At 72.4% G+C, this 24,846-nt stretch carries 25 protein-coding genes; 11 read left to right on the top strand and 14 right to left on the bottom strand.

The window, feature by feature from the left end; genetic code table 11:
- Positions 1 to 10: 10 nt before the first annotated feature.
- Together DEJ34_RS13630 and DEJ34_RS13635 are read right to left on the bottom strand one after the other, a co-directional pair.
- Complete coding sequence (locus DEJ34_RS13630) at positions 11 to 1,042, bottom strand: aldo/keto reductase (protein ID WP_110911703.1); 1,032 nt, start codon at positions 1,040 to 1,042, stop codon at positions 11 to 13.
- Positions 1,043 to 1,124: 82 nt separating this feature from the next.
- Positions 1,125 to 1,910: an alpha/beta fold hydrolase gene (locus tag DEJ34_RS13635; RefSeq protein ID WP_110911704.1), complete on the bottom strand. Its 786-nt coding sequence runs from the start codon at positions 1,908 to 1,910 to the stop codon at positions 1,125 to 1,127.
- Between the two features lie 35 nt (positions 1,911 to 1,945).
- On the opposite strand from DEJ34_RS13635, the gene DEJ34_RS13640 reads away from it, so the two are divergent.
- The gene (locus DEJ34_RS13640) at positions 1,946 to 2,710 is read left to right on the top strand and encodes an NAD(P)H-hydrate epimerase (protein ID WP_110911705.1); all 765 of its coding nucleotides are present in this window, start codon (positions 1,946 to 1,948) and stop codon (positions 2,708 to 2,710) included.
- Between the two features lie 29 nt (positions 2,711 to 2,739).
- Here DEJ34_RS13640 and DEJ34_RS13645 read toward each other — a convergent pair whose 3' ends face one another.
- Positions 2,740 to 3,681, bottom strand: a complete 942-nt coding sequence (locus DEJ34_RS13645; protein WP_110911706.1) for a 2-deoxy-5-keto-D-gluconate 6-phosphate aldolase domain-containing protein — start codon at positions 3,679 to 3,681, stop codon at positions 2,740 to 2,742.
- Between the two features lie 79 nt (positions 3,682 to 3,760).
- Between DEJ34_RS13645 and ypfJ the strand changes: the two genes are divergently transcribed.
- The gene (gene ypfJ / locus DEJ34_RS13650; RefSeq protein ID WP_110911707.1) at positions 3,761 to 4,657 is read left to right on the top strand and encodes a KPN_02809 family neutral zinc metallopeptidase; all 897 of its coding nucleotides are present in this window, start codon (positions 3,761 to 3,763) and stop codon (positions 4,655 to 4,657) included.
- A gap of 91 nt (positions 4,658 to 4,748) precedes the next feature.
- Here the strand turns inward: ypfJ and DEJ34_RS13655 are convergent, their stop codons facing one another.
- Positions 4,749 to 5,693, bottom strand: coding sequence for a DsbA family protein (locus DEJ34_RS13655; RefSeq protein WP_181422270.1), 945 nt, complete (start codon positions 5,691 to 5,693; stop codon positions 4,749 to 4,751).
- A gap of 262 nt (positions 5,694 to 5,955) precedes the next feature.
- On the opposite strand from DEJ34_RS13655, the gene DEJ34_RS13660 reads away from it, so the two are divergent.
- Both DEJ34_RS13660 and DEJ34_RS13665 read left to right on the top strand, forming a co-directional pair.
- Positions 5,956 to 7,056 carry an ABC transporter ATP-binding protein gene (locus DEJ34_RS13660; protein ID WP_110890964.1) on the top strand — a complete coding sequence of 367 codons (1,101 nt, stop codon included), beginning with the start codon at positions 5,956 to 5,958 and terminating at the stop codon, positions 7,054 to 7,056.
- A 145-nt stretch (positions 7,057 to 7,201) separates the two neighbouring features.
- Entirely contained in the window at positions 7,202 to 8,488 is a 1,287-nt protein-coding gene (locus DEJ34_RS13665; protein ID WP_110890963.1) for a DUF4032 domain-containing protein, read from the top strand.
- Positions 8,489 to 8,717: 229 nt separating this feature from the next.
- Here the strand turns inward: DEJ34_RS13665 and rlmB are convergent, their stop codons facing one another.
- From rlmB to DEJ34_RS13685, 4 genes are all read right to left on the bottom strand, one after another.
- Complete coding sequence (gene rlmB / locus DEJ34_RS13670) at positions 8,718 to 9,737, bottom strand: 23S rRNA (guanosine(2251)-2'-O)-methyltransferase RlmB (RefSeq protein WP_110824107.1); 1,020 nt, start codon at positions 9,735 to 9,737, stop codon at positions 8,718 to 8,720.
- Between the two features lie 28 nt (positions 9,738 to 9,765).
- Complete coding sequence (cysS, locus tag DEJ34_RS13675; RefSeq protein ID WP_110900953.1) at positions 9,766 to 11,175, bottom strand: cysteine--tRNA ligase; 1,410 nt, start codon at positions 11,173 to 11,175, stop codon at positions 9,766 to 9,768.
- 61 nt (positions 11,176 to 11,236) lie between these two features.
- Positions 11,237 to 12,412, bottom strand: a complete 1,176-nt coding sequence (gene ispD, locus DEJ34_RS13680) for a 2-C-methyl-D-erythritol 4-phosphate cytidylyltransferase (RefSeq protein ID WP_110911818.1) — start codon at positions 12,410 to 12,412, stop codon at positions 11,237 to 11,239.
- Between the two features lie 51 nt (positions 12,413 to 12,463).
- Complete coding sequence (locus tag DEJ34_RS13685; RefSeq protein WP_017888066.1) at positions 12,464 to 12,946, bottom strand: CarD family transcriptional regulator; 483 nt, start codon at positions 12,944 to 12,946, stop codon at positions 12,464 to 12,466.
- A gap of 185 nt (positions 12,947 to 13,131) precedes the next feature.
- Here DEJ34_RS13685 and DEJ34_RS13690 point away from each other — a divergent pair, with 185 nt between their 5' ends.
- Complete coding sequence (locus DEJ34_RS13690) at positions 13,132 to 13,719, top strand: hypothetical protein (RefSeq protein WP_110911819.1); 588 nt, start codon at positions 13,132 to 13,134, stop codon at positions 13,717 to 13,719.
- 74 nt (positions 13,720 to 13,793) lie between these two features.
- On the opposite strand, the gene DEJ34_RS13695 is transcribed toward DEJ34_RS13690, so the two are convergent.
- Positions 13,794 to 14,474: a response regulator gene (locus tag DEJ34_RS13695; protein ID WP_110824111.1), complete on the bottom strand. Its 681-nt coding sequence runs from the start codon at positions 14,472 to 14,474 to the stop codon at positions 13,794 to 13,796.
- Positions 14,471 to 15,637: a sensor histidine kinase gene (locus tag DEJ34_RS13700; protein WP_110911820.1), complete on the bottom strand. Its 1,167-nt coding sequence runs from the start codon at positions 15,635 to 15,637 to the stop codon at positions 14,471 to 14,473. The genes DEJ34_RS13695 and DEJ34_RS13700 overlap by 4 nt, the downstream gene beginning before the upstream one ends.
- Positions 15,638 to 15,783: 146 nt before the next feature.
- On the opposite strand from DEJ34_RS13700, the gene phoU reads away from it, so the two are divergent.
- Together phoU and DEJ34_RS13710 are read left to right on the top strand one after the other, a co-directional pair.
- Positions 15,784 to 16,455: a phosphate signaling complex protein PhoU gene (gene phoU / locus DEJ34_RS13705; protein WP_110824113.1), complete on the top strand. Its 672-nt coding sequence runs from the start codon at positions 15,784 to 15,786 to the stop codon at positions 16,453 to 16,455.
- A gap of 119 nt (positions 16,456 to 16,574) precedes the next feature.
- Positions 16,575 to 17,117, top strand: a complete 543-nt coding sequence (locus tag DEJ34_RS13710) for a P-loop nucleotide/nucleoside kinase family protein (RefSeq protein ID WP_110911821.1) — start codon at positions 16,575 to 16,577, stop codon at positions 17,115 to 17,117.
- A 71-nt stretch (positions 17,118 to 17,188) separates the two neighbouring features.
- Here DEJ34_RS13710 and DEJ34_RS13715 read toward each other — a convergent pair whose 3' ends face one another.
- Positions 17,189 to 17,935 carry a phosphoglyceromutase gene (locus tag DEJ34_RS13715; protein ID WP_110824115.1) on the bottom strand — a complete coding sequence of 249 codons (747 nt, stop codon included), beginning with the start codon at positions 17,933 to 17,935 and terminating at the stop codon, positions 17,189 to 17,191.
- Positions 17,936 to 17,978: 43 nt separating this feature from the next.
- Here DEJ34_RS13715 and DEJ34_RS13720 point away from each other — a divergent pair, with 43 nt between their 5' ends.
- Positions 17,979 to 18,767 (top strand): class I SAM-dependent methyltransferase, encoded by a 789-nt coding sequence (locus DEJ34_RS13720; RefSeq protein WP_110911822.1) that lies wholly within the window; start codon positions 17,979 to 17,981, stop codon positions 18,765 to 18,767.
- Between the two features lie 119 nt (positions 18,768 to 18,886).
- Here DEJ34_RS13720 and ygfZ read toward each other — a convergent pair whose 3' ends face one another.
- The 3 genes from ygfZ to DEJ34_RS13735 form a co-directional block, all read right to left on the bottom strand.
- Positions 18,887 to 19,963: a CAF17-like 4Fe-4S cluster assembly/insertion protein YgfZ gene (gene ygfZ / locus DEJ34_RS13725; RefSeq protein ID WP_110911823.1), complete on the bottom strand. Its 1,077-nt coding sequence runs from the start codon at positions 19,961 to 19,963 to the stop codon at positions 18,887 to 18,889.
- Positions 19,963 to 20,565, bottom strand: coding sequence for a heme-binding beta-barrel domain-containing protein (locus DEJ34_RS13730; protein ID WP_110891080.1), 603 nt, complete (start codon positions 20,563 to 20,565; stop codon positions 19,963 to 19,965). Before DEJ34_RS13730 ends, ygfZ begins: the two co-directional genes overlap by 1 nt.
- A gap of 153 nt (positions 20,566 to 20,718) precedes the next feature.
- Positions 20,719 to 21,024 (bottom strand): hypothetical protein, encoded by a 306-nt coding sequence (locus DEJ34_RS13735; RefSeq protein WP_110824119.1) that lies wholly within the window; start codon positions 21,022 to 21,024, stop codon positions 20,719 to 20,721.
- 98 nt (positions 21,025 to 21,122) lie between these two features.
- On the opposite strand from DEJ34_RS13735, the gene DEJ34_RS13740 reads away from it, so the two are divergent.
- Genes DEJ34_RS13740 through DEJ34_RS13750 form a run of 3 tightly spaced genes read left to right on the top strand, consistent with a single transcriptional unit; the run spans position 21,123 to position 24,843 of the window.
- A complete protein-coding gene (locus tag DEJ34_RS13740; protein WP_110824120.1) occupies positions 21,123 to 21,803 on the top strand; it encodes a response regulator transcription factor in 681 nt (226 codons plus the stop codon).
- On the top strand, positions 21,803 to 22,627 hold the full coding sequence (mshD, locus tag DEJ34_RS13745; RefSeq protein ID WP_146236946.1) for a mycothiol synthase: 825 nt from the start codon (positions 21,803 to 21,805) through the stop codon (positions 22,625 to 22,627). The genes DEJ34_RS13740 and mshD overlap by 1 nt, the downstream gene beginning before the upstream one ends.
- Before the next feature lie 47 nt (positions 22,628 to 22,674).
- Positions 22,675 to 24,843 carry a serine/threonine-protein kinase gene (locus DEJ34_RS13750; protein ID WP_110911825.1) on the top strand — a complete coding sequence of 723 codons (2,169 nt, stop codon included), beginning with the start codon at positions 22,675 to 22,677 and terminating at the stop codon, positions 24,841 to 24,843.
- Positions 24,844 to 24,846 lie beyond the last annotated feature (3 nt).

Below are 24,846 nucleotides of genomic sequence, written 5' to 3' on the forward strand. Positions count from 1 at the left end.
CCTGGCGCCGTCAGCGACCGCCGGTGGTCTTCCGCTCGCGCTGGGCGACGCCGGCCGTGCCGTACGGGTAGTCGTCGATGCGGGGAGCGCTCGCCTCGGTGAGCGTCTGCAGCTCGGCCTGGTCGAGCACGAGGTCCGCGGCGCCGAGGTTGTCCTGCAGCTGCTCGACGGTCCGTGCGCCGAGGAGGACGCTCGTCACCGCCGGCCGGGCGAGGAGCCAGGCCAGGGCGACCTGGGAGCGCGAGGCGCCGTGCGCGTCCGCGACGGCGGACACCGCGTCGAGCACCTTCCACGTGCGCTCGTCGGCGTTGCGGGCCTCCCACGCCTCCATGCCGCGCTTCGGGTCCTCACCGAGTCGGGTCGACCCGGTCGGGGCCTCGTCGCGCTGGTACTTCCCGGAGAGCCAGCCACCGGCGAGCGGGGACCACGGGAGCAGCCCGATCCCGGCGTCGAGGCAGGCGGGCACGACCTCGTGCTCGATGTCGCGGACGAGCAGGTTGTACTGCGGCTGGAGCGTGACCGGGGGCGCCCAGTCGTGCAGACGGGCCTCGTAGACCGCCTTCGTGACCTGGTAGCCCAGGTAGTTCGAGAACCCGTAGGAGCCGATCTTGCCGGCCGACACGGCGTCGTCGAGGAAGCGCAGGGTCTCCTCGATCGGGGTGAGGGCGTCCCACGCGTGCATCTGGTAGAGGTCGATGTGGTCGACGCCGAGCCGCTCCAGCGACGCGTCGAGGGCAACGCGGAGGTGCCGGCGCGAGAGGCCGAGGTCGTTCGGGCCGTCGCCCTGCGGGAAGCGCCCCTTCGTGGTGAGCACCACCTGCTGCGCGTCGGTGGGGTGGTCGCGGAGCCAGCGTCCGATGATGCGCTCGGAGTCGTTGCCCGAGTACACGTCGGCGGTGTCGATGAACGTGCCACCGCCCGCGACGAAGGCGTCGATGATGGCGTGGGAGGTCGGTTCGTCAGCTTCGCTGCCGAACGTCATGGTGCCGAGGGTCAGCGACGACACCACTGTCCCGCTGTTGCCGAGGAGTCTGTAGTCCATGCGGCGGACGCTACGCCGCGCCCCCTCGACGGCGGAAGGGTCCACGAGTACCGGTCAACGGTCTGCAGACGCGAGCGCCCCGCTACCGCCCCTGCCCCAGGAACGCGATCGCCGCCTCCCGGAAGTGCCGCGACGTGGGGGCATTGAAGTGGTTGCGCCCCGGGATCTCGACGAAGGTCGCGTGCGGCGCTGCCTCGGCGAGCCGGAGCGCGCTGTCCTTGATCCCGTCCTCGCTGCCGGCGGCCAGCAGCAGCGGCTGCGTCGGCGCGTTCGCCGGCGTCGGCTCGACGCTGTCGCGCATCCCCTCCACCATCGCGACGAGCGCGCGGAGGTCGTTGCCCTCGACGTTCGCCGCCATCGTGAGGTACCCGTTCGTGACGCGGTCCTCGACCGGGGTGCCGTCGGTGATGAACGCCCACGCCTGGTCGACGCGGACGCGCCGCATGGGGTCCGCGTCCGGGATCCCGCCGAGCACCGCGCGCGAGATCCGGTCCGACATCCGCTCGGCGGCGTGCCACCCGACCCGGGCGCCGAGGGAGTACCCCAGGAACGCGACGTCGTCGAGCAGGTAGGTGTCCACCACCGCCGTGACGTCGTCGACGAGCAGGTCCATGGAGTAGCTGTGCGGCTCGTGCGGCTTCCCGCTGGCGCCGTGGCCGCGCTGGTCGAACGCGAGGACGCGGTGGCCGGCGCGGACGAGGTCGCGGGTCCAGCCGGAGGCGTGCCAGTTGAGGACGGCCCCGGACGCGAAGCCGTGCACGGCGAGGACCGCGGGCGCGTCGGGATCGCCGAAGTCGTAGGTGGCGAGCGGCAGACCGTCCGGGGACATCACGACGCGGGGACGGGGCGCTTCGGGGACGAGTGACATGGCCCGTCCAGGGTAGTGGGGCCACAGTGGCCGGTATGGACGGCTACGGCGGCGACCAGATCCGAGCGGCGGAACGCCCCCACCTCGAGGCGGGTGAGCCGCTCATGCAGCGGGCCGCGGACGGGCTCGCCGCGATCGTCGCGGACCTGCTCGACGACCCCGCGATCCGCCCGGGGGACGGCCCCGGCTCCGTCCTCGTCCTGGTCGGCAGCGGTGACAACGGCGGTGACGCGCTGTTCGCCGCTGCGCGGCTGGCGGCGGCCGGGAGGCACGTGACGGTCCTCCGCGTCGGCTCCCGTGTCCACGAGGCGGGCCTGGCCGCAGCCCGGGAGGCCGGGGCGCGCCTCCTGGACGACCCCGCGGACGGCGGCCCGGTGCCCTCGGCGGCGGGGGCCGCCGACATCCTGCGTGCGGCGACGCCCCCGGCGGGGGAACGGCTCGCGTCGGTCGCGCGGGAGGCGGCGCTCGAGGCCGACCTGGTGCTCGACGGGATCCTGGGGATCGGCGGCGGAGGACCGCTGCGTTCCCCCGCGCGCGACGTCGTCGCGGCGCTCCGGGAGCTCGCACGCGAACAGCGGGCCCCGTTCGTCGTGGCCGTCGACGTGCCGAGTGGCATCGACGTGGACACCGGCGGCATCGCGGACGACCACGTGCTCCACGCCGACGTCACCGTGACGTTCGGCGGGGTGAAGGCCGGGCTCCTCCGCGGTCCGGCGGCGACGCTCGCCGGGCGCATCGAACTGGTGGACGTCGGGATCGGCGCGGACCTGGCGTCCGTGGAGCCGCTGGTCCGCACCTGACCCGCGTCGACCGGCCGGGTCCGGTCAGCTCAGACGGCGCCCGCGTCCACACCGTGCTCGATCCCTCTGCGGGCCTCGAGCCAGGTGTCGACGAAGTGGCGGTAGTTGGCCGCGATGAGCTGTTCGGCGGCCTCGGTGTCGAGGTGCTCGCGGACGACGTCCTCGAGCGCCTCCTCCCAGTTGCTCCGTCCGATCGCGAAGCCGACGAACCCGTCGACCGGCGCCGCGGTGCGCAGCCAGTGGTCGAGCTGCTCCTCGGGGGCGTCCCGCCCGAGGACGATGCACCGGACGGCGTCCCGACCACCGCGGCGGGCGGCGGCGACGACGCGCTCGGCGTCCTCGGTGCGGTCGAGCCCCTCGAGCTTCCACACGTCGGCTTCGACGCCGTGGTCCTGCAGGTACTCGAGGACCTGCACGACGAGGTCCGGGCGGAGGTCGCGGTCGTAGTCCTCGACCGCGTCGCGCTGCTCGTCGGTCGCCGGGACGAGCAGTTCCACGAGGAACGGACGGCCCGCGTCGTGCAGGGTCGCCGCGACGTCGGCGAGCGCGGCGGCCTGCTGCGCACGGTGCTCGGCGTCGAACGCCGGGTTGTCCCGCACGAGCACCTTCACCCAGTCCGGGTCGAACGCGTCGACGTGGGCGACCCAGTCGTCGCCGTACTCGAGCTCGAACCACTCGCGGCCGGACCGCTCGACCGGCATCGCGAGCTGCAGCCCGGCCTCCTTGACGAGCCGGGCCACGTCGGCGCCGTACCGCTCGTCGACGAGGACACCCGTGTGCTCGCGCGCTGCACCGGCGGCGAGGGCGGTGAGCAGGCCACGGTAGACGAGCTGTTTGCCGGCACGGACGCGCTGGGCCTCGGCCTCGTCCGCGGGCTCTCCGGAGTCCTCGTCGTAGGTGTGCTCGAGGAGCGAGGACCGTTGGTCCATCGCGAGCAGGAACAAGGGGTGGGTCTCGTCGAGGATCGGCATGCCCCCGGTCTACTCGCGCCACGCCCGACGGTCGCACCGGTGCACACGTCCCCCGCGCCATGTCCGTAGGTTCGACGCCATGACGTTCAACGACGACTCGCAGCTCAGTGGCGGCAAGGTCAAGCGGCGCGGCCCCGGTCGTGGTGTGGCGATCGGCGGCGGGTCCATCGGCACCGTGATCGTGGTGTTCCTCATCGCACAGTTCACCGGGGTCGACCTCAGCGGCGTCGTCGGCGGTGGCGGCGGATTGACGACCATCCAGCAGGGCGGCGCGCAGGCCTCACCGGTCGCCGAGTGCCGCACCGGTCGCGACGCGAACGCGAGCATCGACTGCCGCATGGAGGGCGCTGCGGAGTCCCTCGACGCGTACTGGTCCGCCGAGGCCGAGCAGCTCGGGGTCAGCTATTCGACGCCGGAGTTCTTCCTGTTCACCGGGTCGACCGACACCGGATGCGGGACGGCCTCGGCGTCGACGGGCCCGTTCTACTGCCCGCCCGACCGTGCTCTCTACGTCGACACGGACTTCTACGACGAGCTCCGCTCCACGTACGGGGCGTCCGGCGGACCGCTCGCCGAGATGTACGTCGTCGCGCACGAGTGGGGCCACCACGTCCAGCAGCTCGAGGGCACCTTCGCCGAGACCGACCGCAGCGGCAGCGGGGCCGCGTCGGACAGCGTCCGCGTCGAGCTCCAGGCGGACTGCTACGCCGGCGCCTGGGTCGGTGACGCGGCGACCACTAAGTCGGCGAACGGGGAGACGTTCTTCGAGCCCGTCACCCGCGCCCAGGTCGCGGACGCACTGTCGGCGGCGAGCGCGGTCGGCGACGACAGCATCCAGGAGCGCGCCACCGGCCGGGTCGACCCCGACTCGTTCACGCACGGCACGAGCGAGCAGCGTCAGGACTGGTTCGAGCGGGGCTACGAGCGGGGTGCGACGAGCTGCGACACGCTCACCGTGCCCGCGTCGGCCCTCTGAACGGCGTCGGCCGGGATGCCTCGTGGAGGCGTCCCGGCCGTCGTGCGCGTCCGACACGTGGTCGGTCGTGCTGGTCAGCTCGTGTGCGGTGTCAGCCGGCGGTCGGCGACGCGGACCCGGACGGCGCCGCGGACGCGGTGGGGGTCGCGCTCGGGGTCGGCGTGGGGGTCGTCTCGGTGCTGCCCGCGGCGCTGACGACGAAGGTCCGGAACTCGTCGTTCGTCGAGGCGGTGGAGTACGGGTACTGCTGGCCGTTGACGAGCACGAGCGGGGTCCCCGGGAAGGTCGTGAGCTCCGAGCCGGGGATGTCCCCGCCCGTCACGGCGGTGGTGCGCTCGTCGACCCACTTGCCGTACCGCTGGTCCTCGATGCACTGCTCGATCGTCGAACCCTTGCGCACACCGGGCACGGTCGTGACGACGTCGGCGAGCTGCTCGTCGGTGAGGCCCGGCGTGCCCTCCTCCGGCTGCGCGGCGAACAGTGCGCGGTTCACGGCGAAGAACGAGTCCGGGGACTCCTGCGCGACGCAGGCCGCCGCGTTCGCGGCACGGAGGGAGTACTTCGTGCCCTGGGAGCGGTTCGTCAGGATCGCGACGGGGTGCACGTCGAGGGTCGCGGCACCGGAGTCGACGAGCCCCTCGATGTACTCGCTGTTCGTCTGCTCGAACGAACCGCAGATCGGGCAGAGGTAGTCCACGTAGAGGGTGATCCGGACCTGTTCGGCCGAGGCGGTCGAGCTCGGCGACGGCGTGGACGCAGCGCCGGGCTCGACGGCCTTGAGCCCGGCGCCGATCGTGATCCCGCCGTCGGCCATGGTGTCCGGCCCGGGGCCGGCCGGACGCGAGGAGTTCACGAGCACCAGCGTGACGATGGTGGCGGCGGCGATCAGCACGACGCCCAGTCCGACCTGGAGCCCGATGCGGACACCCCGCTGGCGTCGCTTCTGCTGGGTACGGGTTCGCTGAGCTCGCTCGCGCGCGGCGGCACGACGCGCGTTGCGCTCGGCGCGGGCGTCGCCTTCGGGGCGGTTGGTCATCGTGCGGTCGTCCTCCTGGTCGGTGTCCGCCGGCCTCCCCCCGGTCGGCGGACGGACCCGGCGATTGTAGTGGCGGCCGATGGGAACCAGCCAACCAGCCGACGACGCCCGGAGCCCGCGTGCCCCCCGCACTGGCGCCAGCCGGAGAACTCGTGTTGTATGAGGCGTGACGGTCGACGGCGACCGTCCGGGGCCCGACAGGGCCGCCGCTTCACCACGGATCGTCCGGCACGTACCTGCCGGTGGAGAGGACCGAACGCTCATGGCGTCCGTCACCTATGACAAGGCAACCCGTCTCTACCCCGGGGGCAACCGCCCCGCGGTGGACTCCCTCGACCTGGACGTCGCCGACGGCGAGTTCCTCGTCCTCGTCGGCCCGTCGGGCTGTGGCAAGTCCACGTCCCTGCGCATGCTCGCCGGCCTCGAAGAGGTCAACTCCGGCGCCATCCGCATCGGCGACCGTGACGTCACCGACGTCCCGCCGAAGGACCGCGACATCGCGATGGTGTTCCAGAACTACGCGCTGTACCCGCACATGACCGTCGCCGAGAACATGGGCTTCGCGCTCAAGATCGCCGGCGTCGGCAAGGAGGAGCGCGCCACCCGCGTGCAGGAGGCCGCCAAGCTCCTCGACCTCGAGCAGTACCTCGGTCGCAAGCCGAAGGCGCTCTCCGGTGGTCAGCGTCAGCGCGTCGCGATGGGCCGTGCGATCGTCCGTCAGCCGCAGGTGTTCCTCATGGACGAGCCGCTGTCGAACCTCGACGCCAAGCTCCGCGTCCAGACCCGTACCCAGATCGCGTCGCTGCAGCGTCGTCTCGGCGTCACCACGGTCTACGTCACGCACGACCAGACCGAGGCGCTGACGATGGGCGACCGCATCGCGGTGCTCAAGGACGGCATCCTGCAGCAGGTCGGCACCCCGCGCGACCTCTACGAGAAGCCGAACAACGTGTTCGTCGCCGGCTTCATCGGCTCGCCGGCCATGAACCTCCTGCCGGCGTCGGTGCTCGAAGGCGGCATCAGCTTCGGGTCGCTCAACCACCCGATCGACCGCGACACCCTGTCGAACGCCCGCTCGGGTGCCGTCACGGTGGGCGTCCGCCCCGAGGACATCATCGTGTCCCAGTCCGGCGAGGGCCTGCCCGTGACGGTCGACGTCGTCGAGGAGCTCGGCGCGGACGGCTACCTCTACGGCCACGCCGACGTGAACGGCACGCGCACCGACATCGTCACGCGCGTCGACGGTCGCAACCACCCCTCGATCGGTGACACGATCGTCGTGAGCCCGAAGCAGGGTCACGTGCACGTGTTCGACGCCGAGTCGGGCGAGCGCCTCGACGACAAGGCCGTCGTCAGCGCCTGATCACCACCCCCGGGAGCCCGTCATCCGCCGTCACCGGCGCCTGGCGGGCTCCCGTCGTTCCCACCTGCGGGACGGGAGGCTCGGTGCGGGCCCGCACCGAGCCTCCCGTCCTCCAGACCCACCGCCGAGCACCTGAGGACCCGTCGTGCCCGACTCCATGACCATCACCGCCGCCACCGTCGACCCCGGCCTGCTCGACCTTCCCTGGGACCTGCCGCTCGAGGCCTGGCCCGACGAGACGATCGTCGCGCTGCCGAAGGGCATCTCGCGGCACCTGGTGCGGTTCGTGCACCTCAGCGGCTACGTCGTCGCGGTCAAGGAGACGAGCGCCGAACTCGCGCGCTCCGAGTACGACATGCTCCGGACCCTGCAGCGCATGGACGTGCCGTGCGTGGACCCCGTCGCGGTCATCACGAACCGCGTCGGCCGCGAGGGCGAGGAGCTCCAGCCCGTCCTCGTCACCCGGCACCTGCGCTTCTCGCTGCCCTACCGGGCGCTGTACTCGCAGACGCTGCGCCCGGACACGGCCACCCGTCTGGTGGACGCCCTGGCGCTCCTGCTCGTCCGGCTGCACGTCATCGGCTTCTACTGGGGGGACGTCTCGCTGTCGAACACGCTGTTCCGCCGCGACGCCGGCTCGTTCGCCGCGTACCTGGTGGACGCCGAGACCGGGAAGCTCTACCCGGGCGGGCTGTCGAACGGGCAGCGGGAGAACGACCTCGAGGTCGCGCGCGTGAACATCGCCGGCGAGCTCCTCGACCTGGAGGCCGGCGGACGTCTCGACGAGAACGCCGACCCCGTGGACGTGTCGAACCGCATCGTGGCGCAGTACCGGACCCTCTGGACGGAACTCACCGGCACCGAGCAGTTCGACGCGGCGGAGCGCTGGCGCATCAACGACCGCGTGGAGCGGCTCAACGCACTCGGCTTCGACATCGAGGAGCTGTCGATCCGCACCGCGGAGTCCGGCGCACAGGTCCGCATCCAGCCGAAGGTCGTCGACGCCGGACACCACCAGCGCCGTCTGCTGCGTCTGACCGGCCTCGACGCCGAGGAGAACCAGGCCCGACGACTGCTCAACGACCTGGACGCGTACCGTGCCCGCAACGGCCGCGAGGAGCTCGACGAGGAGATGGTCGCGCACGAGTGGGTCTCGCGGGTGTTCGAGCCCGTCGTGCGGGCGATCCCGCGGGACCTGCGCGGCCGGCTCGAACCCGCCGAGGTGTTCCACGAGTTGCTCGAGCACCGCTGGTTCATGTCGCAGCAGGAGGAGCGCTCGGTGTCGCTCCCCGAGGCCACGACCGCCTACATCAACGACGTGCTGCGGCACCGGCGGGACGAGCGCACGCTCATCAACCCGCCGACGTCGTCGATCGCGCTGCCGCTCGACGGCGAGGACGAGGACGACGAGGACTGGCGCGCGTCCGTCTGAGCCGTCCCCCCTCCCCCCCAGGTTCCGCAATTCGCGCATCTCGCGCGTCGAGATCCCGCGATCGCGGAACCACGGCGGACGTGAGCGGCAGGTCGTGCGACCGCGGCAGACGCGGTCGGGCGGGGTGGGCGGGCTGGGCGGGGCGGCGCCCTCCAGGGCAGACGGACGGGAGGCCCGGCGCCGGTCGCGTGGACCGGCACCGGGCCTCCCGGATGTCGCTGGTGAAGCGCTACTCGGCGCGTCGGCGCCGGGCGACCTCCCACAGGGTCACGCTCGCGGCGATGCCCGCGTTGAGGGACTCGGTCGCGCTCGAGATCGGGATGGAGACGATCGCGTCGCACGTCTCGGTGACGAGGCGGGAGAGCCCCTTGCCCTCCGAGCCGACGACGATGACGATCGGCCGGTCGGCGAGCTCGAGGGCGTCCAGCTCGACGTCCCCACCACCGTCGAGACCGAGGACGAACAGCCCCATCGACTTCAGCGACTTGAGGGTCTGCGTCAGGTTCGGCGCCATCGCGACGGGGGTCCGGGCAGCGGCACCCGCGGACGTCTTCCACGCCGACGCGGTCACGCCGACGGAGCGACGCTGCGGCACGATGACCCCGTGCCCACCGAACGCGGCCGTCGACCGGATGATCGCACCGAGGTTGCGCGGGTCGGTGATGCCGTCGAGCGCGACGATGAGCGGGACCTGGTCGCGCGAGAACGCCCGCTCGACGAGGTCCTCGGCGACCGCGTACTCGTACGCCGGCACCTTGAGCGCGACACCCTGGTGCACGCTGTCGTGCCCCGTGATGCGGTCGAGCTCCGGACGCATGATCTCCATGATCGGCACGCCGCGGTGGTTGGCGAGCGCCAGGATCTCCTTGACGCGGTCGTCGACCTCGATCCGGGCGGCGATGTAGAGCGTCGTCGACGGCGTCTTCGTCCGGAGCGCCTCGAGCACCGAGTTGCGGCCGGTCACCAGCTCGCTGTCGTCGGTCTTGCGGGCGGGCGGTCGACCACCCGAGCGGGTCTGCGGCGCCGAGGCGCTGCTGCCGCCACGACGGGCACGCGCAGCCTCGAAGCGCTCCTTGGCGGCCTTGCGCTTGCCGGCCGGGTGGTACGGGCGGTCCTCGGCCTTCGGCGTCGGCTTGCGGCCCTCGAGCGCCTGCGCGCCCTGCCCGCCGGAACCGACCTGCTTGTTGCCCTTGCGGCCGGTCCGGACGGCGCCCGGACGACCCTTCTTGCTCCCCGAGACGTTCTTCATGCAGTTCTCCTGTTCGGCACTGCCGTGTTCAGGCGATGCTCCAGCGTGTTCCGGACGGTGTGTCCTCGATCGTGATGCCCGCGCCTGCGAGGTCGTCCCGGACGCGGTCGGCCGTGGCGAAGTCCCGTGCGGCCCTGGCGTCGGCGCGTTCCTGCACGAGGCGTTCGACGAGGGCGGCGAGCGGTGCTGCGGCGGTGTCGTGCGCACCACCCGACCAGTGCGGCGCCCGCGGGTCGATGCCGAGCACCTCCACCATCGCGGCCACCTGATGGTACGCGACACCGAGCGCTTCCGCATCGTCGGCGTCGAGCGCTGCGTTCCCGGACCGGACGGTCTCGTGCAGGACGGCCAGCGCCTGGGGCACCGCGAGGTCGTCGTCCATGGCGTCGGCGAACGCCTGCGGCACGGTCGGGGCGTCGGCGAGCCGGACCCCTTCGAGTCGTGCGGCACCGCGCTCGAGGAAGCCCTCGATGCGGTCGAGTGCGGCCTCGGCCTCGGCGAGGGAGCCCTCGTGGTGGTCGATCGTGGACCGGTAGTGAGCGGCGCCGAGGAAGTAGCGGACGACGACGGGGCGTGCGGCCGCCAGGAAGTCCGCGGCGAAGATCGAGTTGCCGAGGGACTTGGACATCTTCTGCCCGCCGACGGTCACGAGCCCGTTGTGCAGCCAGTACGAGGCGAAAGCGTCCCCCGCCGCGCTGGACTGTGCGAGTTCGTTCTCGTGGTGCGGGAACCGCAGGTCGAGGCCGCCGCCGTGGATGTCGAACGCCGGGCCGAGGTAGCGCCGGGACATCGCCGAGCACTCGATGTGCCACCCCGGGCGGCCAGCACCCCACGGCGAGTCCCAGCTGGCGGTGGACGGCTCCCCCGCCTTGCTGCCCTTCCACAGGGCGAAGTCGCGGGCGTCCCGCTTGCCCCGGGGGTCGGCGTCGGTGGCGTCGACCATGTCGTCGCGTCGCTGACGGGTCAGGGCGCCGTACTCCGGCCAGCTCGCGGTGTCGAAGTACACGTCACCGCTGCCGTCCGCTGCCGGGTAGGCGTGCCCGCGCTCGATGAGGCTCGTGATGATGTCCTGCATCTGCGGGATGCTCGCCGTCGCGCGGGGCTCGTACGTCGGCGGCAGGATGCCGAGCGCGGCGTAGGCGGCGGTGAACTCGAGTTCGACGCGGTAGGCCCGCGCCCACCACGCCTCGTCGGTGCCCGCGGCGAGGTCGAGCACCTTGTCGTCGATGTCGGTGACGTTCCGCACGAGGGTGACCCGGTACCCGCGGTGACTCAACCAGCGACGCCAGATGTCGTAGACGAGCGCGGACCGGAGGTGTCCGATGTGCGGGGAGGACTGCACGGTCGGCCCACACACGTACATGCTGACCTGTCCGTCGACCAGGGGCACGAGGTCGACGACGTCGGCGGCGCGGGAGTCGTACAGGCGAACGGTCACAGGACAAGCCTAGAGGGGGACGCCCCCACCGCGACGGAACAGGGCAGGGCCTGTGGAGTGTTCAGACGGCCCGGACGACGGCCGTGGCGATCGCGGTGAGCCCCTCGCCCCGCCCGGTGAAGCCGAGCCCGTCGGTCGTCGTGCCGGAGACCGCGACGGGAGCGCCGACGACCGCGGCGAGGGCGTCCTGCATCTCCTCGCGACGAGCCCCGATGCGCGGGCGGTTCCCGACGACCTGGACCGTGACACGGACGGGGACGAGGCCCTCCGCGCGGAGCAGCTCGACGGCCCCGCGGACGAAGACGTCCCCGGTCGCTCCGGCGTACCGCGGGTCGGACGTGCCGAACCGCCCGCCGATGTCCCCGAGGCCGCCTGCGGAGAGCAGCGCGTCGCACACCGCGTGCGCGACGGCGTCCCCGTCGCTGTGTCCGGAGAGGCCCGCTTCACCCGGGAAGTCGAGCAGACCGACGCGGCAGGGGCTCGCGGCGTCGAAGGCGTGCACGTCGACACCGAGCCCGACCCTGAGGTCGAGCGACGGAGGCGTCGACGCGGCCGCCGCACGCTCGGCGACGACGGCCTCGGCACGACCGAGGTCCCACCGCGTGGTGATCTTGAACGCGTCGGCGTCACCGGGCACGGTCCGGACCGTCCCGCCGGCCGCCTGGAACACCCCGGCGTCGTCGGTCTCGGCGCGGGCGGCCCCGGCGTACGCGCGGCGGAGGTCCGCGAGCGGGAAGCCCTGCGGCGTCTGCACCCCGACCAGCGCCGACCGGTCGACGGTCTCGACCACGGTGTCCCCGTCGACATGCTTCACGGTGTCGGTGACCGGCAGGCCCGGGACCACCCCGGCGCCCGACGCCAGCACCGCGGCGAAGACCCGCTCGAACTGGCTCGCCGGGGTGAGGCACCGCGCGGCGTCGTGAACGAGGACCGTGACGACGGAGTCCGGCAGGGCTGCCAGGCCGGCCTCGACCGACGCGTGGCGGTCCGCGCCTCCCGGCACGACCGTCGTGTACGCGACCGCGGCGCCCGCGACGGAGGCGACGAGTTCCCGGCACTCGTCGAGCCAGTCCGCCGGTGCCACGACCGCGACGAACGTCGGCTCGGTCAGCGCGAGCACCGTCCGCAATGCGCGGACGAGCATGCGTTCACCGGCGACGGGGACGAACGCCTTGGCCGTCCCGAGCCCGAGGCGGGTGCCGGAACCCGCCGCGACGACGACGACCGCCCTGCTCACCCGATCGGGGAGCAGGACGGTCGTCGTCGTGTGGTCCAGCTGCGGTTCGCGCTAGGAGGCGAGGACCTCGTCGAGGACGGTCGATGCCTTGTCCTCGTCGGTCTTCTCGGCCAGGGCCAGCTCGGAGATGAGGATCTGCCGAGCCTTGGCCAGCATCCGCTTCTCGCCCGCGGAGAGTCCGCGGTCCTGGTCGCGGCGCCAGAGGTCACGCACGACCTCGGACACCTTGATGACGTCCCCCGAAGCGAGCTTCTCGAGGTTCGCCTTGTAGCGGCGCGACCAGTTGGTTGGCTCCTCGGTGAACGGTGCCCGCAGGACCTCGAAGACCTTGTCGAGGCCTTCCTTGCCGATCACGTCGCGGACGCCGACCAGGTCGACGTTGTCCGCCGGGACCTCGATCGTGAGGTCACCCTGCGTGACGCGCAGCTTCAGGTAGACCTTCTCCTCGCCCTTGATGACGCGAGTCTTGACTTCAGAGATGGTTGCCGCCCCGTGATGGGGGTAGACGACGGTCTCGCCGACCTCGAATTGCATGTATCAGGCTCCGTTCCCAGACCTTCAGTTTACCACAAGGCCCGTTCGGGTAATGGGCCGGGCCGGCGGCGACGGGCCGGGGCGCGCGGGGCACCGCCGACCCTGACCTCCGGCCGTCCCGGGGCCTGGGTAGGATGATCGCCAGGGCCGCACGGTCCGCCATCGTTGACTTCCGGAGGAACCTCTTGCGAGCTCGGGTACTCGTTTCCGTCGCCGTCGCCGCGTCCATCGCCCTCGGCGCCACCGGCTGCGAGTTCTTGTCGCCGGCGCGCACCAAGGAGATCCGCCAGATCACCGACGGCGTCGACGTGTCGACGGGCAGCATCGACGTGCGCAACGCCCTGCTCATCACGGACACCGGCGAGGACGCCCGCTTCGTCGGCACCCTGGTCAACACCGGGGAGCGCGACCGCACCGTCACGCTCGAGCTCGACGGCACCGACCAGACCGTCGAGGTCCCGAGCAACTCGACCGTCGTGCTCGCCGACGACGAGCAGCACGACACCGTCGACTTCGACGACGTCACCGCGAAGCCGGGCTCGCTCGTGAAGATGTACTTCTCGTACCAGGGCGCCGAGGGCGCGTCGGCCACCGTGCCGGTCCTCACGAGCGCGCAGGAGGAGTACCAGACCCTCGCGCCGACCCCCACGCCGACGCCGACCGAGACCTCCCCCTCCGTCAGCGGCACGCAGCCGACCGGTGGCGCCGACGCCCCCGGCACGCAGGAGGGTCCGCAGACCGACTCGTCCGAGGGCGACAACGGCACGAACTGACGCAGCAGACACCCGGGAGGCCCGGGGCTGGTCCCGCAGGACCGGCTCCGGGCCTCCTGTCTGTCCGGACGCGGCTACGCCTCGATGCGGTACCCGAGCCCGCGGACCGTCACGAGGACCTCCGGGGTGCTCGGCACGCGCTCGATCTTCGAGCGGATGCGCTTGATGTGCACGTCGAGCGTCTTCGTGTCGCCGAAGTAGTCCGACCCCCACACCCGGTCGATGAGCTGCCCGCGGGTGAGCACGCGGCCGGCGTTGCGCAGCAGCAGCTCGAGCAGCTCGAACTCCTTGAGCGGCATCGGCGTCTCCGAGCCGTCGACCGACACCGTGTGGCGCTCGACGTCCATCCGGATGCCGCCCACCTGCAGGATGCCGACGTCGCCCGGGTCGTCCTCGGTGCGACGGCGGAGGACGGCACGGAGCCGGGCCAGGAGCTCCCGCGTTGAGTACGGCTTCGTCACGTAGTCGTCCGCGCCGAGCTCCAGCCCGACGACGATGTCCACCTCGGAGTCCTTCGCGGTGAGCATGATGATGGGGACGTTCGACCGGGTGCGGATCTGCCGGCACACCTCGGTGCCGCTCAGGCCGGGGAGCATGAGGTCGAGCAGGACGAGGTCGGGGTCGTCCGTGTCGAACTTCGACAGCGCGGTGACGCCGTCGGCAGCGACGGAGGTGTCGTACCCCTCGCGCTGCAGCAGGAACTCCAGGGGTTCGCTCAGGGCCGGCTCGTCGTCGACGATGAGGATCTTGGTCACGATGGCTGCTCTTCCAGTTGCTCTTCGAGTGCTGTGGTCAGTTCGGGGTCTGCTTCGGGGAGCCGGATGGTGAACGTCGAGCCCTTGCCCGGCTGCGACCACACGCGGACGTCACCGCCGTGGTTGCTCACGATGTGCTTCACGATGGCGAGGCCGAGGCCGGTCCCGCCGGTCGCGCGGGACCGTGCGGGGTCGACGCGGTAGAACCGCTCGAACACGCGGTCGAGGTCGGACTGCGGGATGCCGACGCCCTGGTCGGTGACCGCGATCTCCACGAAGCCCTTCACCCGCCGGACGCCGACGCCGACGCGGGTGTGGTCCGGGGAGTACTTCACCGCGTTCGCGATGAGGTTCGACACCGCCACCTGCAGCAGGCCGGGGTCGCCGATCACCCGCAGCTTCGACCGCTTCGCACGGACGAGCTCGATGTCGCGGGCCCGGGCGACGACCTCGTTGCCGTCGATCGCGGCCTGCACGACCTCGTCGATCGCGGTCTCCTCGCTGGCCTCGAGCGCGTCGACGGACTGCAGTCGGGACAGCTCGATGATGTCCTTGGTCAGGGCGCCGAGCCGCTCCGACTCGGAGACGAGCTGCGCGGCGAACTTCCGCACGTGCGCGGGGTCGTCGGCGGCGAGCACCAGGGTCTCGGAGAGCAGGCCGATCGCGCCGATCGGGGTCTTCAGCTCGTGCGAGATGTTGGCGAGGAAGTCCCGTCGGACCTCGTCGATCCGCCTGCTCTCGGTGAGGTCGTCGGCCGTGACGAGCACGTACCGGTTGCCGAGCTGTGCCGCGCGGAAGCTGAGGTAGCCGATGACGTCGCCCCGTCCCCCGCGCGGGAGTTCGAGGTCCTCCGACCCCATCTCCCCGCTGCGCCGCACCTGGTCCACGAGTTCGGCGAGCTCGGCGTGCACGAGCTTGCGCCGGACCACCAGTCCGACCGCGAGTGCCTGCGGGGAGGCGGCGACGACGGTGTTCGACGGGTCGACGACGACGGCGGGGTTGTGCATCGTGGCGATCACTGCGGCGACGCCGTCGGGGAGGGTCCGTTCCGCCACGTCGGCAGCCCGTGCCGTGCGCTCGGCGGTGATGATCAGCACCACGACGCCCGCTCCGAACACACCGCCGAGGAGCATCGACAGTGGCACGAGCCACGCGTTGTCCATGCCGTCAGTGTAGGAGTGGTCACACGCGGTTCCGATCCCGTTCACCGCCCTCTCCGGGCCGGAACGCGAACCGTTCAGCCGCAGGTCACCGATCGTTCACCTGGGCTGACGACACTCGTCCGGTACGCAGAGAGAGGTTCTCCCCCATGCGCGAAGTGTTCCAGCAGGAGCTGCAGGACGTCCAAGAGCGTCTGACCGAGATCGCCGGACTCGTCGAGTCCGCGATCACCCGAGCGACCCAGGCGTTCAGCGACTCCGACGTCGCACTCGCCGAGGAGGTGATCGCCGACGACCAGAAGATCGACGAGGCCGCCTCGAACCTCGACGAGGTCGCGATCGACATCCTCGCCCGCCAGGCCCCGGTCGCGCGCGACCTCCGTGTCGTCGTGACCGCCCTCCGCGTGAGCTCCTCGCTCGAGCGCATGGGTGACATGGCCGAGCACATCGCGCAGCTCACGCGCCAGCGCTTCCCCGAGAAGGTCGTCCCGAAGGGCCTGCGCGGCACCTTCAAGCAGATGGGCGCACACGACGTCGCGATGTCGCAGAAGCTCACGCGCCTGCTCGCGACCGAGGACATCGCCCTCGCTGCCGAGATCCGCGACGAGGACGACGCCGTCGACGAGCTGCACGCGAGCGTCTTCGACTTCGTGCTCGGTGAGGCCTGGAAGGGCGGGCCGGTCGACACGGTCGACGCCACCCTGGCCTCCCGCTACCACGAGCGCTTCGCCGACCACGCGGTCTCCATCGCGAAGAAGGTCGAGTACCTGGCGACCGGCGACTGGGCCGGCGCCGCGGCGGTCACGACCTCGCCGGCCTGACGACTCCGGCTGCCTGACGACTCCGGCTGCCCGTCAGGTCCGGCTGCCCGTCAGCTCCGGCTGCCGCTCACGCCTGTCCCGGCGGTGTGCTGCGGTCGGAGACCTGGGAGGATCAGGGCATGGCCCAGGTCGCGATCATCGTCAACGGCATGCCCGGTTCCGGCAAGAGCACGGTGGGGGCAGCCCTCGCCGAGGTGCTCGGCTGCCCCTTCCTGTCGAAGGACCGGATCAAGGAGCCCCTGGCCGACATCGCCGGTCCGATGATCGCCTCGCGCACGCTCGGCGGTGTCGCCCTGGACACGATGTGGTCGATGGCCGGTGCGGTCGAGAACGGGGTCGTCCTCGACGCCGTCTGGCTGCCGTCCCGCGACCGCGGTTTCCTGGAGGCCGGACTCACCACCGCCGGGTCGCCGCGCGCGGTCGAGGTGTGGTGTGACGTCGACCGCGCCACGGCCGAGGAGCGCCTCCGCGACCGGTACGACCCGGGCACGCTGCCGGTGCGCCACGACGTGCACGGCGACCTCGCGTCGGTGCTCGCCTTCTGGGACGAGCACGGCGACGCGGCCGGTCCGGTCGGGGTGACGCCCGTCGTCCGGGTCGACACCGCCCGCCCCTACGACGTGGGCATGCTCGTGCAGGAGATCGCCGCGCACTTCGCCTGACGGACAAGAGGCCCGCCCCGGCCGGGGACGGGCCTCCTGTCCGGACGCGACGCACGTCGCCCCGGGTGGTCCTACTTCTTCGCGCCCTGCGCGGCGACGGCCGCGGCGCCGGCGGCGGCGGCCTCGGGGTCGAGGTACACCGCGGGCTTCGTCGGACGGTGGTCGTCGTCGAGCTCGTACACGAGCGGGATGCCCGTCGGGATGTTCAGCCCCGCGATGTCGTCGTCGGAGATGCCGTCGAGGTGCTTCACGAGCGCGCGCAGCGAGTTGCCGTGCGCGGTGACGAGGACGGTCTTCCCCGCGGCGAGGTCCTGCGTGATGTCGGACTCCCAGTACGGCAGCAGGCGCTCGATGACGAGCTTGAGCGACTCGGTGCGGGGCAGCTGGTCGCCGAGTCCGGCGTAGCGGCGGTCACCGGCCTGCGACCACTCAGCGTCGTCGGCGATGGGGGGCGGCGGCACGTCGAACGAGCGGCGCCACTCCATGAACTGCTCCTCGCCGTACTGCTCGAGGGTCTGCGCCTTGTCCTTGCCCTGCAGGTCGCCGTAGTGGCGCTCGTTGAGGCGCCAGTCGCGCTTCACCGGCAGCCAGGCGAGGTCCGCCTCGAGCAGGGCGATGTCGGCCGTCTGGATCGCACGGGTCAGGAGCGACGTGTACAGGACGTCGGGCACGATGCCCGACTCGGCGATGAGCTCGCCGGCGCGCTTCGCCTCCTTCTCGCCGAGCTCGGAGAGCCGGACGTCGACCCAACCGGTGAACAGGTTCTTCTGGTTCCAGTCACTGTTGCCGTGACGCAGCAGGACGAGCGTGGAGGTCATGCGCCGAGTCTACCGAGCGGCGCTCCACCCGTACCCTGGTCCCATGCCCGGGAACGCCTCGCCGATCGGCACCGTCACGCGCGGGACGACCGGGCACAACCGGCTCCGCCGCGTCGACCGGTGGATCGCCACGCTCCCGGTGCTCCGCCGGACGGACGACCCGCTCGTCGCCGACGTCGGCTACGGCGCGAGCCCGACGACGACGCTCGAGCTCCGCGACCGGCTGGCCCGCGTCCGACCGGACGTCGAGGTCACCGGCATCGAGATCGAGCCCTCGCGCGTGGCCCTCGCGAACGCCGGCACCCGTGACGGCGTCACCTTCCGGCTCGGCGGCTTCGAGACCCCGACGCCGGGCGGACGGCGGCCCGCCGTGATCCGCGCGTTCAACGTGCTGCGGCAGTACGACGAGTCGGCGGTCGTCGGCTCGTGGCGGATCATGCAGGACCGGCTCCAGCCCGGCGGCCAGCTCGTCGAGGGCACCTGCAACGAGGTCGGTCGCGTCGCCTCGTGGGTCACGCTCGACCGGGAGGCCCCGCACACCTTCACGGTCGCCCTGCGGTTGGCCGGGCTCGACGTCCCGAGCATCGTGGCGGAACGCCTGCCGAAGGCGCTCATCCACCGCAACGTCCCCGGGGAGCGGGTGCACGCGTTCCTCCGCGACCTCGACCTGGCCTGGGCGGTCGCGGCACCGCTCGGTACGTACGGCCCGCGGCAACGATGGATCGCGGCGGTCCGTGGCATGCGCGACCGCGGGTGGCCCGTGCTGCACGGGGTCGCCCGGTGGCGGCTCGGTGAGCTCAGCGTCCCGTGGTCGGCGGTCGCCCCGGCCTGAGCGACGCCGGCGTCGGCCTCGGCGTTGCGCCCCTCGACGGACATCGCGCCCCGACGGGACGGGGCGCGATGAGCGGAACGGGGCGCGATGGGTGTGCGGCGCTCGGCGCCGACGGGTCGTCAGCCGCGGCGGACGGCCCCGAGCCGCGGGAGGCGCGGCACGTCGGCGGTCGCACCGGCCCCGGGAGGCACGATGACCTCCTGCGCGGCGGTCACCACGACGTCGTCGGCCGGAAGGGTCAGCACCGCCGACGGGTCGAGCGAACGCTTGACCACGGCGAGCCCCACCGGCCCGAGCTCGTGGTGCGTGGCCGAGGCGACGAGCCGCCCGACCTCGGTGCCGTCGAGCGTGACGGGGGTGCCCGGTGCGGGGACCACGCCGTCGGAGCCGTCGAGGTGCAGCATCACGAGCCGCCGCGGCGGACGCCCGAGGTTGTGCACCTTCGCGACGGTCTCCTGCCCGCGGTAGCAGCCCTTCGACAGGTGCACGGCGGAGCGGAGCCAGTCGAGCTCGTGCGGGATCGTCCGCTCGTCGACGTCGGTGAGCGCCGGGCGCCAGGCGGCGATCCGCAGGGCCTCGAGCGCGAGGAGGCCGGCGACCGGCACGTCCGAGGCCGCGACGGCAGCGGCGGTGTCGGGGGTGACGACGGCGATGCGGAGGGTCCAGTCGGAGCCGGGGTGGGCCTCCAGGTCGGCGTAGCCCCAGCCGCCCGGCGCGACGGACGACCACGGGTCGACCCAGGTCGCGAGCGGAGCGGCGTCGCCGAGCGGGTCCGCACCCGCGAACCAGCCGAGCGTGGCGAGGTCGGCCGAACGGTCGGTGACCTCGACGCGGAGCATGAACCGCATCGACGACAGCCACGCGGCGAGCGGCGCGGCGTCGTCCGGCTCGGTGAGGAGCCAGGTCGTCTCGCCGTCGTCGACGACACGGGCGGCGTGTTCGACCCGACCGGACGCGTCGAGCACGAGCGTCTCGGTGCTGACGCCCGGCGCCAGGCCGAGCAGCAGCTGCGACGTGATCGAGTTCAGCCAGGACAGCCGGTCCGGGCCCGACACCGTGACGACCCCGAGCCCGAGTTCCACGACCGCGCGGCCCCGGGCGAGCAGGCGCTGCTCGCCGAGCGGGTTGCCGAGGTGCGCGGCCGGACCGGCCTCGGACGCCACGAAGCCGTCGTGTCCGGCGAACGGGGACGGCATCAGTCGACCTTCGCGAGCTGCCCCGAGGCGTGCGAGGTGAGCTCACGGCCGAGCGCGGCGATGTCCCACGCCCAGAACAGCTTGCCCTCGACGAGGCCGTACATGCGCGTCGCCGCCGAGTACTCCTTGGCGTTGGCGGAGCGCATCACGGCGTCGGTGGCGAGGTCGATGCGGCCCTGCTTCACCCGGCCCACGTAGAGCTCGTTGACCCCGGTGGGGTGGATGATCGCCGCTTCGACGTCGAACCCGTCGGTCTGGTTGCGCAGCGTCTCGACGCTCTGCGTGGTCGAGAACGGCACCGGTCCGTCGCCGAGCAGCATCGCCGGACCGCGGTCACCGGGCTCGGACGGACGGTCGAGTCGCCAGTAGCCCATCTCGGCGGCGAGCGGCGTGCGGTCCTCGTCGAGCAGCCACGTCGTGGACGAGTAGTTGAGGTACGGCAGACCGTCGTGGCTGAAGCTCACGCGCTGGCCGAACTCGTACGTGCGGACGGTGTCGTCCTCGCCCACGGGGTACTCGACCACCCCGGTGCCCTCCCACACGCCGACCAGCCACGACAGCGGGACGAGTTCAGCCGAGAGGCCCTCCGGCAGTTCGATCACCGCTGGCCCTTGAAGAGCTTGACGATGACCGTCACCGAGATGAACGCGATGGCGAGCGACGCCAGGCCGAGCAGGCCCACGTAGAAGAGCTCGAGCGCAAGCAGCGAATCCATGCCGCAACTCTACGCGGCCGGCACCGACAGCGCAGGACGCTCAGCGAGCCAGCAGGACGAGCGCGGTGACGAGCACGACCACGAACGACCCGGACGAGGCGATGCTGATCCGCTCGACCAGACCGTCCTTCGTCTGCGTCGCGAGCTGGAGCACGAAGCTGACGAACACTGCCGCGACGAACACGAGCAGGAGCCAGGCGAACGAGTCCTTCGCCGTCAGGGTGAGCACGAGCACCGCCCCGACCACCGCGAGCAACCAGACCGGCACGACGGACGCCAGCCGCAGTCGGCGCTGGCTCGGCCCGACGGGCGGCTCGGCCGTCGCGGGGTCGCTCGTCTCGCTCACGTCCCCATCATGACAGTCCCGCGCTGGACCGTCCGTCCGGGTGGGTTCTGCGGGCTCACTAGGATGGCGCAACGACGTCTTCTCCCTCTGGAGGTCCTGTGGCACAGCTCCTGGTACTCACCTCGGCCGCGCCCGGCGACGTCCTCCCGAGCCTCGGCCTGCTGAGCCACCGGATCCGCCACGTCCCGGCCGAGGCCGCGCAGCTGGTGAACGCACCGCAGAGCGACCTCATGTTCGTCGACGCCCGCACCGACCTGGTCAGTGCCAAGGCCCTGTGCAAGATCCTCGCCACGAGCGGCTCGACCACCCCCGTCGTCCTCGTGGTCACCGAGGGCGGCCTCACCGCGGTGACGACCGAGTGGAACATCGACGACGTCGTGCTCGAGTCCGCCGGCCCCGCGGAGGTCGACGCCCGCATCCGCCTGAACGCCGGTCGCGCGTCGAAGAACCCGACCGGGTCGAAGATCCAGGCCTCCGGCGTCGTCATCGACGAGGCGAGCTACTCCGCCAAGGTGCGTGGCCGGCCGCTCGACCTGACGTTCAAGGAGTTCGAGCTCCTCCGGTTCTTCGCGTCGCACCCCGCCCGGGTCTTCACCCGCGAGCAGCTGCTCAGCGAGGTCTGGGGGTACGACTACTTCGGCGGCACCCGGACGGTCGACGTGCACGTCCGACGCCTGCGCGCCAAGCTCGGCGACCTCGAGTCGCTCATCGGCACCGTCCGCAACGTCGGGTACCGCTTCAACGTCCACGACGACGACGAACGGCTGCAGGGGCAGTGATGCTCGCCGTCGTCGAGCAGCTCGCCGACGCCGCGGTCGCGGACGGCGAGGCTCCCCCGTTCTCCGACCAGACGCTCGTGGACCTGCGGGCCGGTCGGGCGCGGGTGCTCGGAGACGACTCCGGCGTCGCCGTCGTCCGGGACGACGAGGTCGAGGTCGTCGTCCGCCGGGAGGCCCGGGGGCGCGGCATCGGGACCGGCCTCGTCGAGCAGGTGCTCGCCCTCGGCGACGACGCACCGGTCCGCGCGTGGGCGCACGGCGACCACCCGGCCGCACGCGCCCTCGCGGCCCGGTACGGCTGGTCCGCGGAGCGGACGCTGCTGCAGTTGCGCGCACCGGTGCCGACCGCGGCACCGGAGACGGGCCTCCCGGACGGCTACCGACTCGACGCCTTCCGCGCGGGCTCCACGGAGGACGAGACCGACTGGCTCGCGCTCAACGAGGCCGCCTTCGCCACGCACCCGGAGCAGGGCCGGATGACGCTCGAGGACCTGCGGGCCCGCGAGTCCGACGCCTGGTTCTCCGGCGACGACCTCGTGCTGCTGCGCGACGCCGACGGACGCCTGGCCGGCTCGTGCTGGCTCAAGGTGGAGGACGGCGTCGGCGAGTTCTACGCCGTCGCCGTCCGCCCCGACCTGCAGGGGCAGGGCCTCGGCGGCGTGCTCATGCGTGCGGGGTCCGCCCGGCTCGTCGGCCGCGGGCTCGACGCCGTCGCCCTGTACGTCGAGGGCGACAACACCCCCGCGCTGGCGCTCTACCGACGGCAGGGGTTCGTCGCCCACACGATCGACGTCCAGTACGCGGCGCCGGGGTCCGGCCGGTAACATGGGGCGGCCGGTGACGCGCCGGTGATCGTGGGTCTGGGGGATCTGTGGCGGAGGACGGACAGCACGCGCAGTACGGCCGTGGTGAGCCGCTCGGTGCGTCCTACCGCCTGGTCGAGCTGCTCGGGACCGGAGCGTCCGGCGAGGTCTGGCGGACCGAGCACACCGCGACCGGCGAGCAGTTCGCCGCGAAGCTCCTGCGCGCCGAACTCGCCGCGGAGCCCGACGTCGTCGAGCGGTTCGTCCGCGAGCGTTCGGTGCTCCTCGCCCTCCGACACCCCTCGATCGTCCGGGTCCGTGACCTCGTCGTCGAGGGTGACCGGCTCGCGATCGTCATGGACCTGGTCCGTGGGGGTTCGGCCCGGGACCTGCTGCTCGCCGTCGGCACGCTCCCGCCGGCCGACGCGCTGACGATCACCGCGGAGACACTCGACGCCCTCGCCGCCGCACACGAGCAGGACGTCAGCCACCGCGACGTCAAGCCGGACAACGTGCTCCTCGACTCCGCGTGGACCGCGGGCAGGACCGGCGACGTGCGGGTGTCGGACTTCGGCATCGCCTCGGTCGTGGCCGAACGGGACCGCAAGACGACCGGGCTCCTCGGCACGCCGCAGTACATGGCGCCGGAGTCGATCAGCCAGGGCCGGTCCGGTCCGGCTTCGGACGTGTACGGCGCCGGCGTCATGCTCTACGAACTCCTGTCCGGGCGGACACCGTTCGCCGGACCGGGCACCGACTTCGCCGTCGCCTACCGGCACGTGACCTCGACCCCGCCGCGGCTCGACGTGCCCGACGCGCTGTGGTCGACGCTCTCGTCGCTCCTGGCCAAGGACCCGGCAGCGCGACCCTCCGCGGTCGACGCCGCGGCCACCCTCCGCCGGCTGGCACGCTCGCTCCGGGACGCGCCGGCCCTGCCGCGGGCGGACGACCCCGACTTGTTCGACGAGGTCGAGCGGCCGGCGACGGTGGTGCGCGGTGGGTCCGGCACTGCGGGTGGCGCCGGTGGTGTCGGCGGCGGCGCTCTCTCGGCGGGTGCGTCCACGGCCGGTGCGGGTGACGGGGACGCGGGCAGCGCGCTCGCAGCCGTCGACGCCGGCCCCGAACCCGAGCTCGGGCAGGCCGGTTCACAGACCGTCATCCGACCCCTCGCCCGCCCGCCGGTCGCCGTCGCCGCCGCCGAACCCGAGCCGCCCCGACGCCGCCTCCGTCGGCCGGACTGGCTGACGAACCGGATGCTCGCCCTCGGCGTCGTCGGGGTCGTCCTCGTCGTGGTGCTCGTCGTCGCCGCCGTCGTGTGGCTGCCCGGCGCCGGCCGGGAGGAACCCGGCGCGGGCACCGGCACCGCGCAGGCAGCGAGCGCGTACCAGCAGGACCGACCGCTCCCCACCGGGCTGACGACCACGCGCAAGGCCGTCGTCGACTCCCAGGCCGGCACCGTCGAGGTCTCGATCACGTACAGCGCGCAGACCGCACCGCTCAGCGGCCCCCTGCTCGAGGTCCTCCCCGGCGCGGACGAGGACGCCGAGTGCCCGGCAGTGACGTGGAACGGCGAGGGTGTGACGGCCAAGCGGAACCAGCCGTCCCTGACCGGGGTCGACACCGCGTGCGCGTGGAGCCTGACCGGGGTCGAGATCGAGGCGGGCGGCTCCGTCACCGTGCAGGCCTCCGTGCCGCAAGACGTGGTGGCGGCCGGTGGCTCGGAGGCGGGCGTCACGGGGGCTGGCGGTTCCGGGTCTGGCGGTTCCGGGTCTGGCGGTTCCGGGTCTGGCGGTTCCGGGTCTGGCGGTTCCGGTCTGCAGGAGTGGCTCGACGCCGTCGGCGAGGCGACCACCGCAGCGGTGACCGACCAGGAGGTGACCGGTACCGCGTACCCGGTGCAGCGCCTCCAGGGTGTCGACGTCCGCACCCCCGACCGCACCGTCAGCCAGACCACGCTGCCCGTGACGCTCGTGCCCGTGTGGCCGAGCGGTGCGGACGAGCTGAACCCGCTGTACCGCAGCCCGAGCGCCGGGAAGCCCTCGGAGATGCTGACCGACGTCGCGGGTGGAGAGTCCGGCGTGCGGTTCGCCGACGGCTGCTCGGGGGCGCTCGCGGTGTCGTCGGACGGGCTCGTCGTGACCGCGCTGTCGGTCGCGCCGTCGTGCACGGTGCGGGCAACCGTGGGGAACTTCACGAACCTCGAGAGCCAGCCGTTCGGGATCACCACGCGCGACTGACCG

The sequence above is a fragment of the Curtobacterium sp. MCPF17_050 genome (assembly GCF_003224435.2).
In the GTDB taxonomy this organism is placed as follows: Bacteria; Actinomycetota; Actinomycetes; order Actinomycetales; family Microbacteriaceae; genus Curtobacterium.

What these genes read in the sequence shown, in the direction of transcription:
- DEJ34_RS13630 (WP_110911703.1), bottom strand. Translation starts at nt 1,042, where the DNA reads ATGGACTACAGACTCCTCGGCAACAGCGGGACAGTGGTGTCGTCGCTG.
- DEJ34_RS13635 (WP_110911704.1), bottom strand. Translation starts at nt 1,910, where the DNA reads ATGTCACTCGTCCCCGAAGCGCCCCGTCCCCGCGTCGTGATGTCCCCG.
- DEJ34_RS13640 (WP_110911705.1), top strand. Translation starts at nt 1,946, where the DNA reads ATGGACGGCTACGGCGGCGACCAGATCCGAGCGGCGGAACGCCCCCAC.
- DEJ34_RS13645 (WP_110911706.1), bottom strand. Translation starts at nt 3,681, where the DNA reads ATGCCGATCCTCGACGAGACCCACCCCTTGTTCCTGCTCGCGATGGAC.
- ypfJ (WP_110911707.1), top strand. Translation starts at nt 3,761, where the DNA reads ATGACGTTCAACGACGACTCGCAGCTCAGTGGCGGCAAGGTCAAGCGG.
- DEJ34_RS13655 (WP_181422270.1), bottom strand. Translation starts at nt 5,693, where the DNA reads ATGACCAACCGCCCCGAAGGCGACGCCCGCGCCGAGCGCAACGCGCGT.
- DEJ34_RS13660 (WP_110890964.1), top strand. Translation starts at nt 5,956, where the DNA reads ATGGCGTCCGTCACCTATGACAAGGCAACCCGTCTCTACCCCGGGGGC.
- rlmB (WP_110824107.1), bottom strand. Translation starts at nt 9,737, where the DNA reads ATGAAGAACGTCTCGGGGAGCAAGAAGGGTCGTCCGGGCGCCGTCCGG.
- DEJ34_RS13685 (WP_017888066.1), bottom strand. Translation starts at nt 12,946, where the DNA reads ATGCAATTCGAGGTCGGCGAGACCGTCGTCTACCCCCATCACGGGGCG.
- DEJ34_RS13700 (WP_110911820.1), bottom strand. Translation starts at nt 15,637, where the DNA reads ATGGACAACGCGTGGCTCGTGCCACTGTCGATGCTCCTCGGCGGTGTG.
- phoU (WP_110824113.1), top strand. Translation starts at nt 15,784, where the DNA reads ATGCGCGAAGTGTTCCAGCAGGAGCTGCAGGACGTCCAAGAGCGTCTG.
- DEJ34_RS13710 (WP_110911821.1), top strand. Translation starts at nt 16,575, where the DNA reads ATGGCCCAGGTCGCGATCATCGTCAACGGCATGCCCGGTTCCGGCAAG.
- DEJ34_RS13715 (WP_110824115.1), bottom strand. Translation starts at nt 17,935, where the DNA reads ATGACCTCCACGCTCGTCCTGCTGCGTCACGGCAACAGTGACTGGAAC.
- DEJ34_RS13720 (WP_110911822.1), top strand. Translation starts at nt 17,979, where the DNA reads ATGCCCGGGAACGCCTCGCCGATCGGCACCGTCACGCGCGGGACGACC.
- ygfZ (WP_110911823.1), bottom strand. Translation starts at nt 19,963, where the DNA reads ATGCCGTCCCCGTTCGCCGGACACGACGGCTTCGTGGCGTCCGAGGCC.
- mshD (WP_146236946.1), top strand. Translation starts at nt 21,803, where the DNA reads ATGCTCGCCGTCGTCGAGCAGCTCGCCGACGCCGCGGTCGCGGACGGC.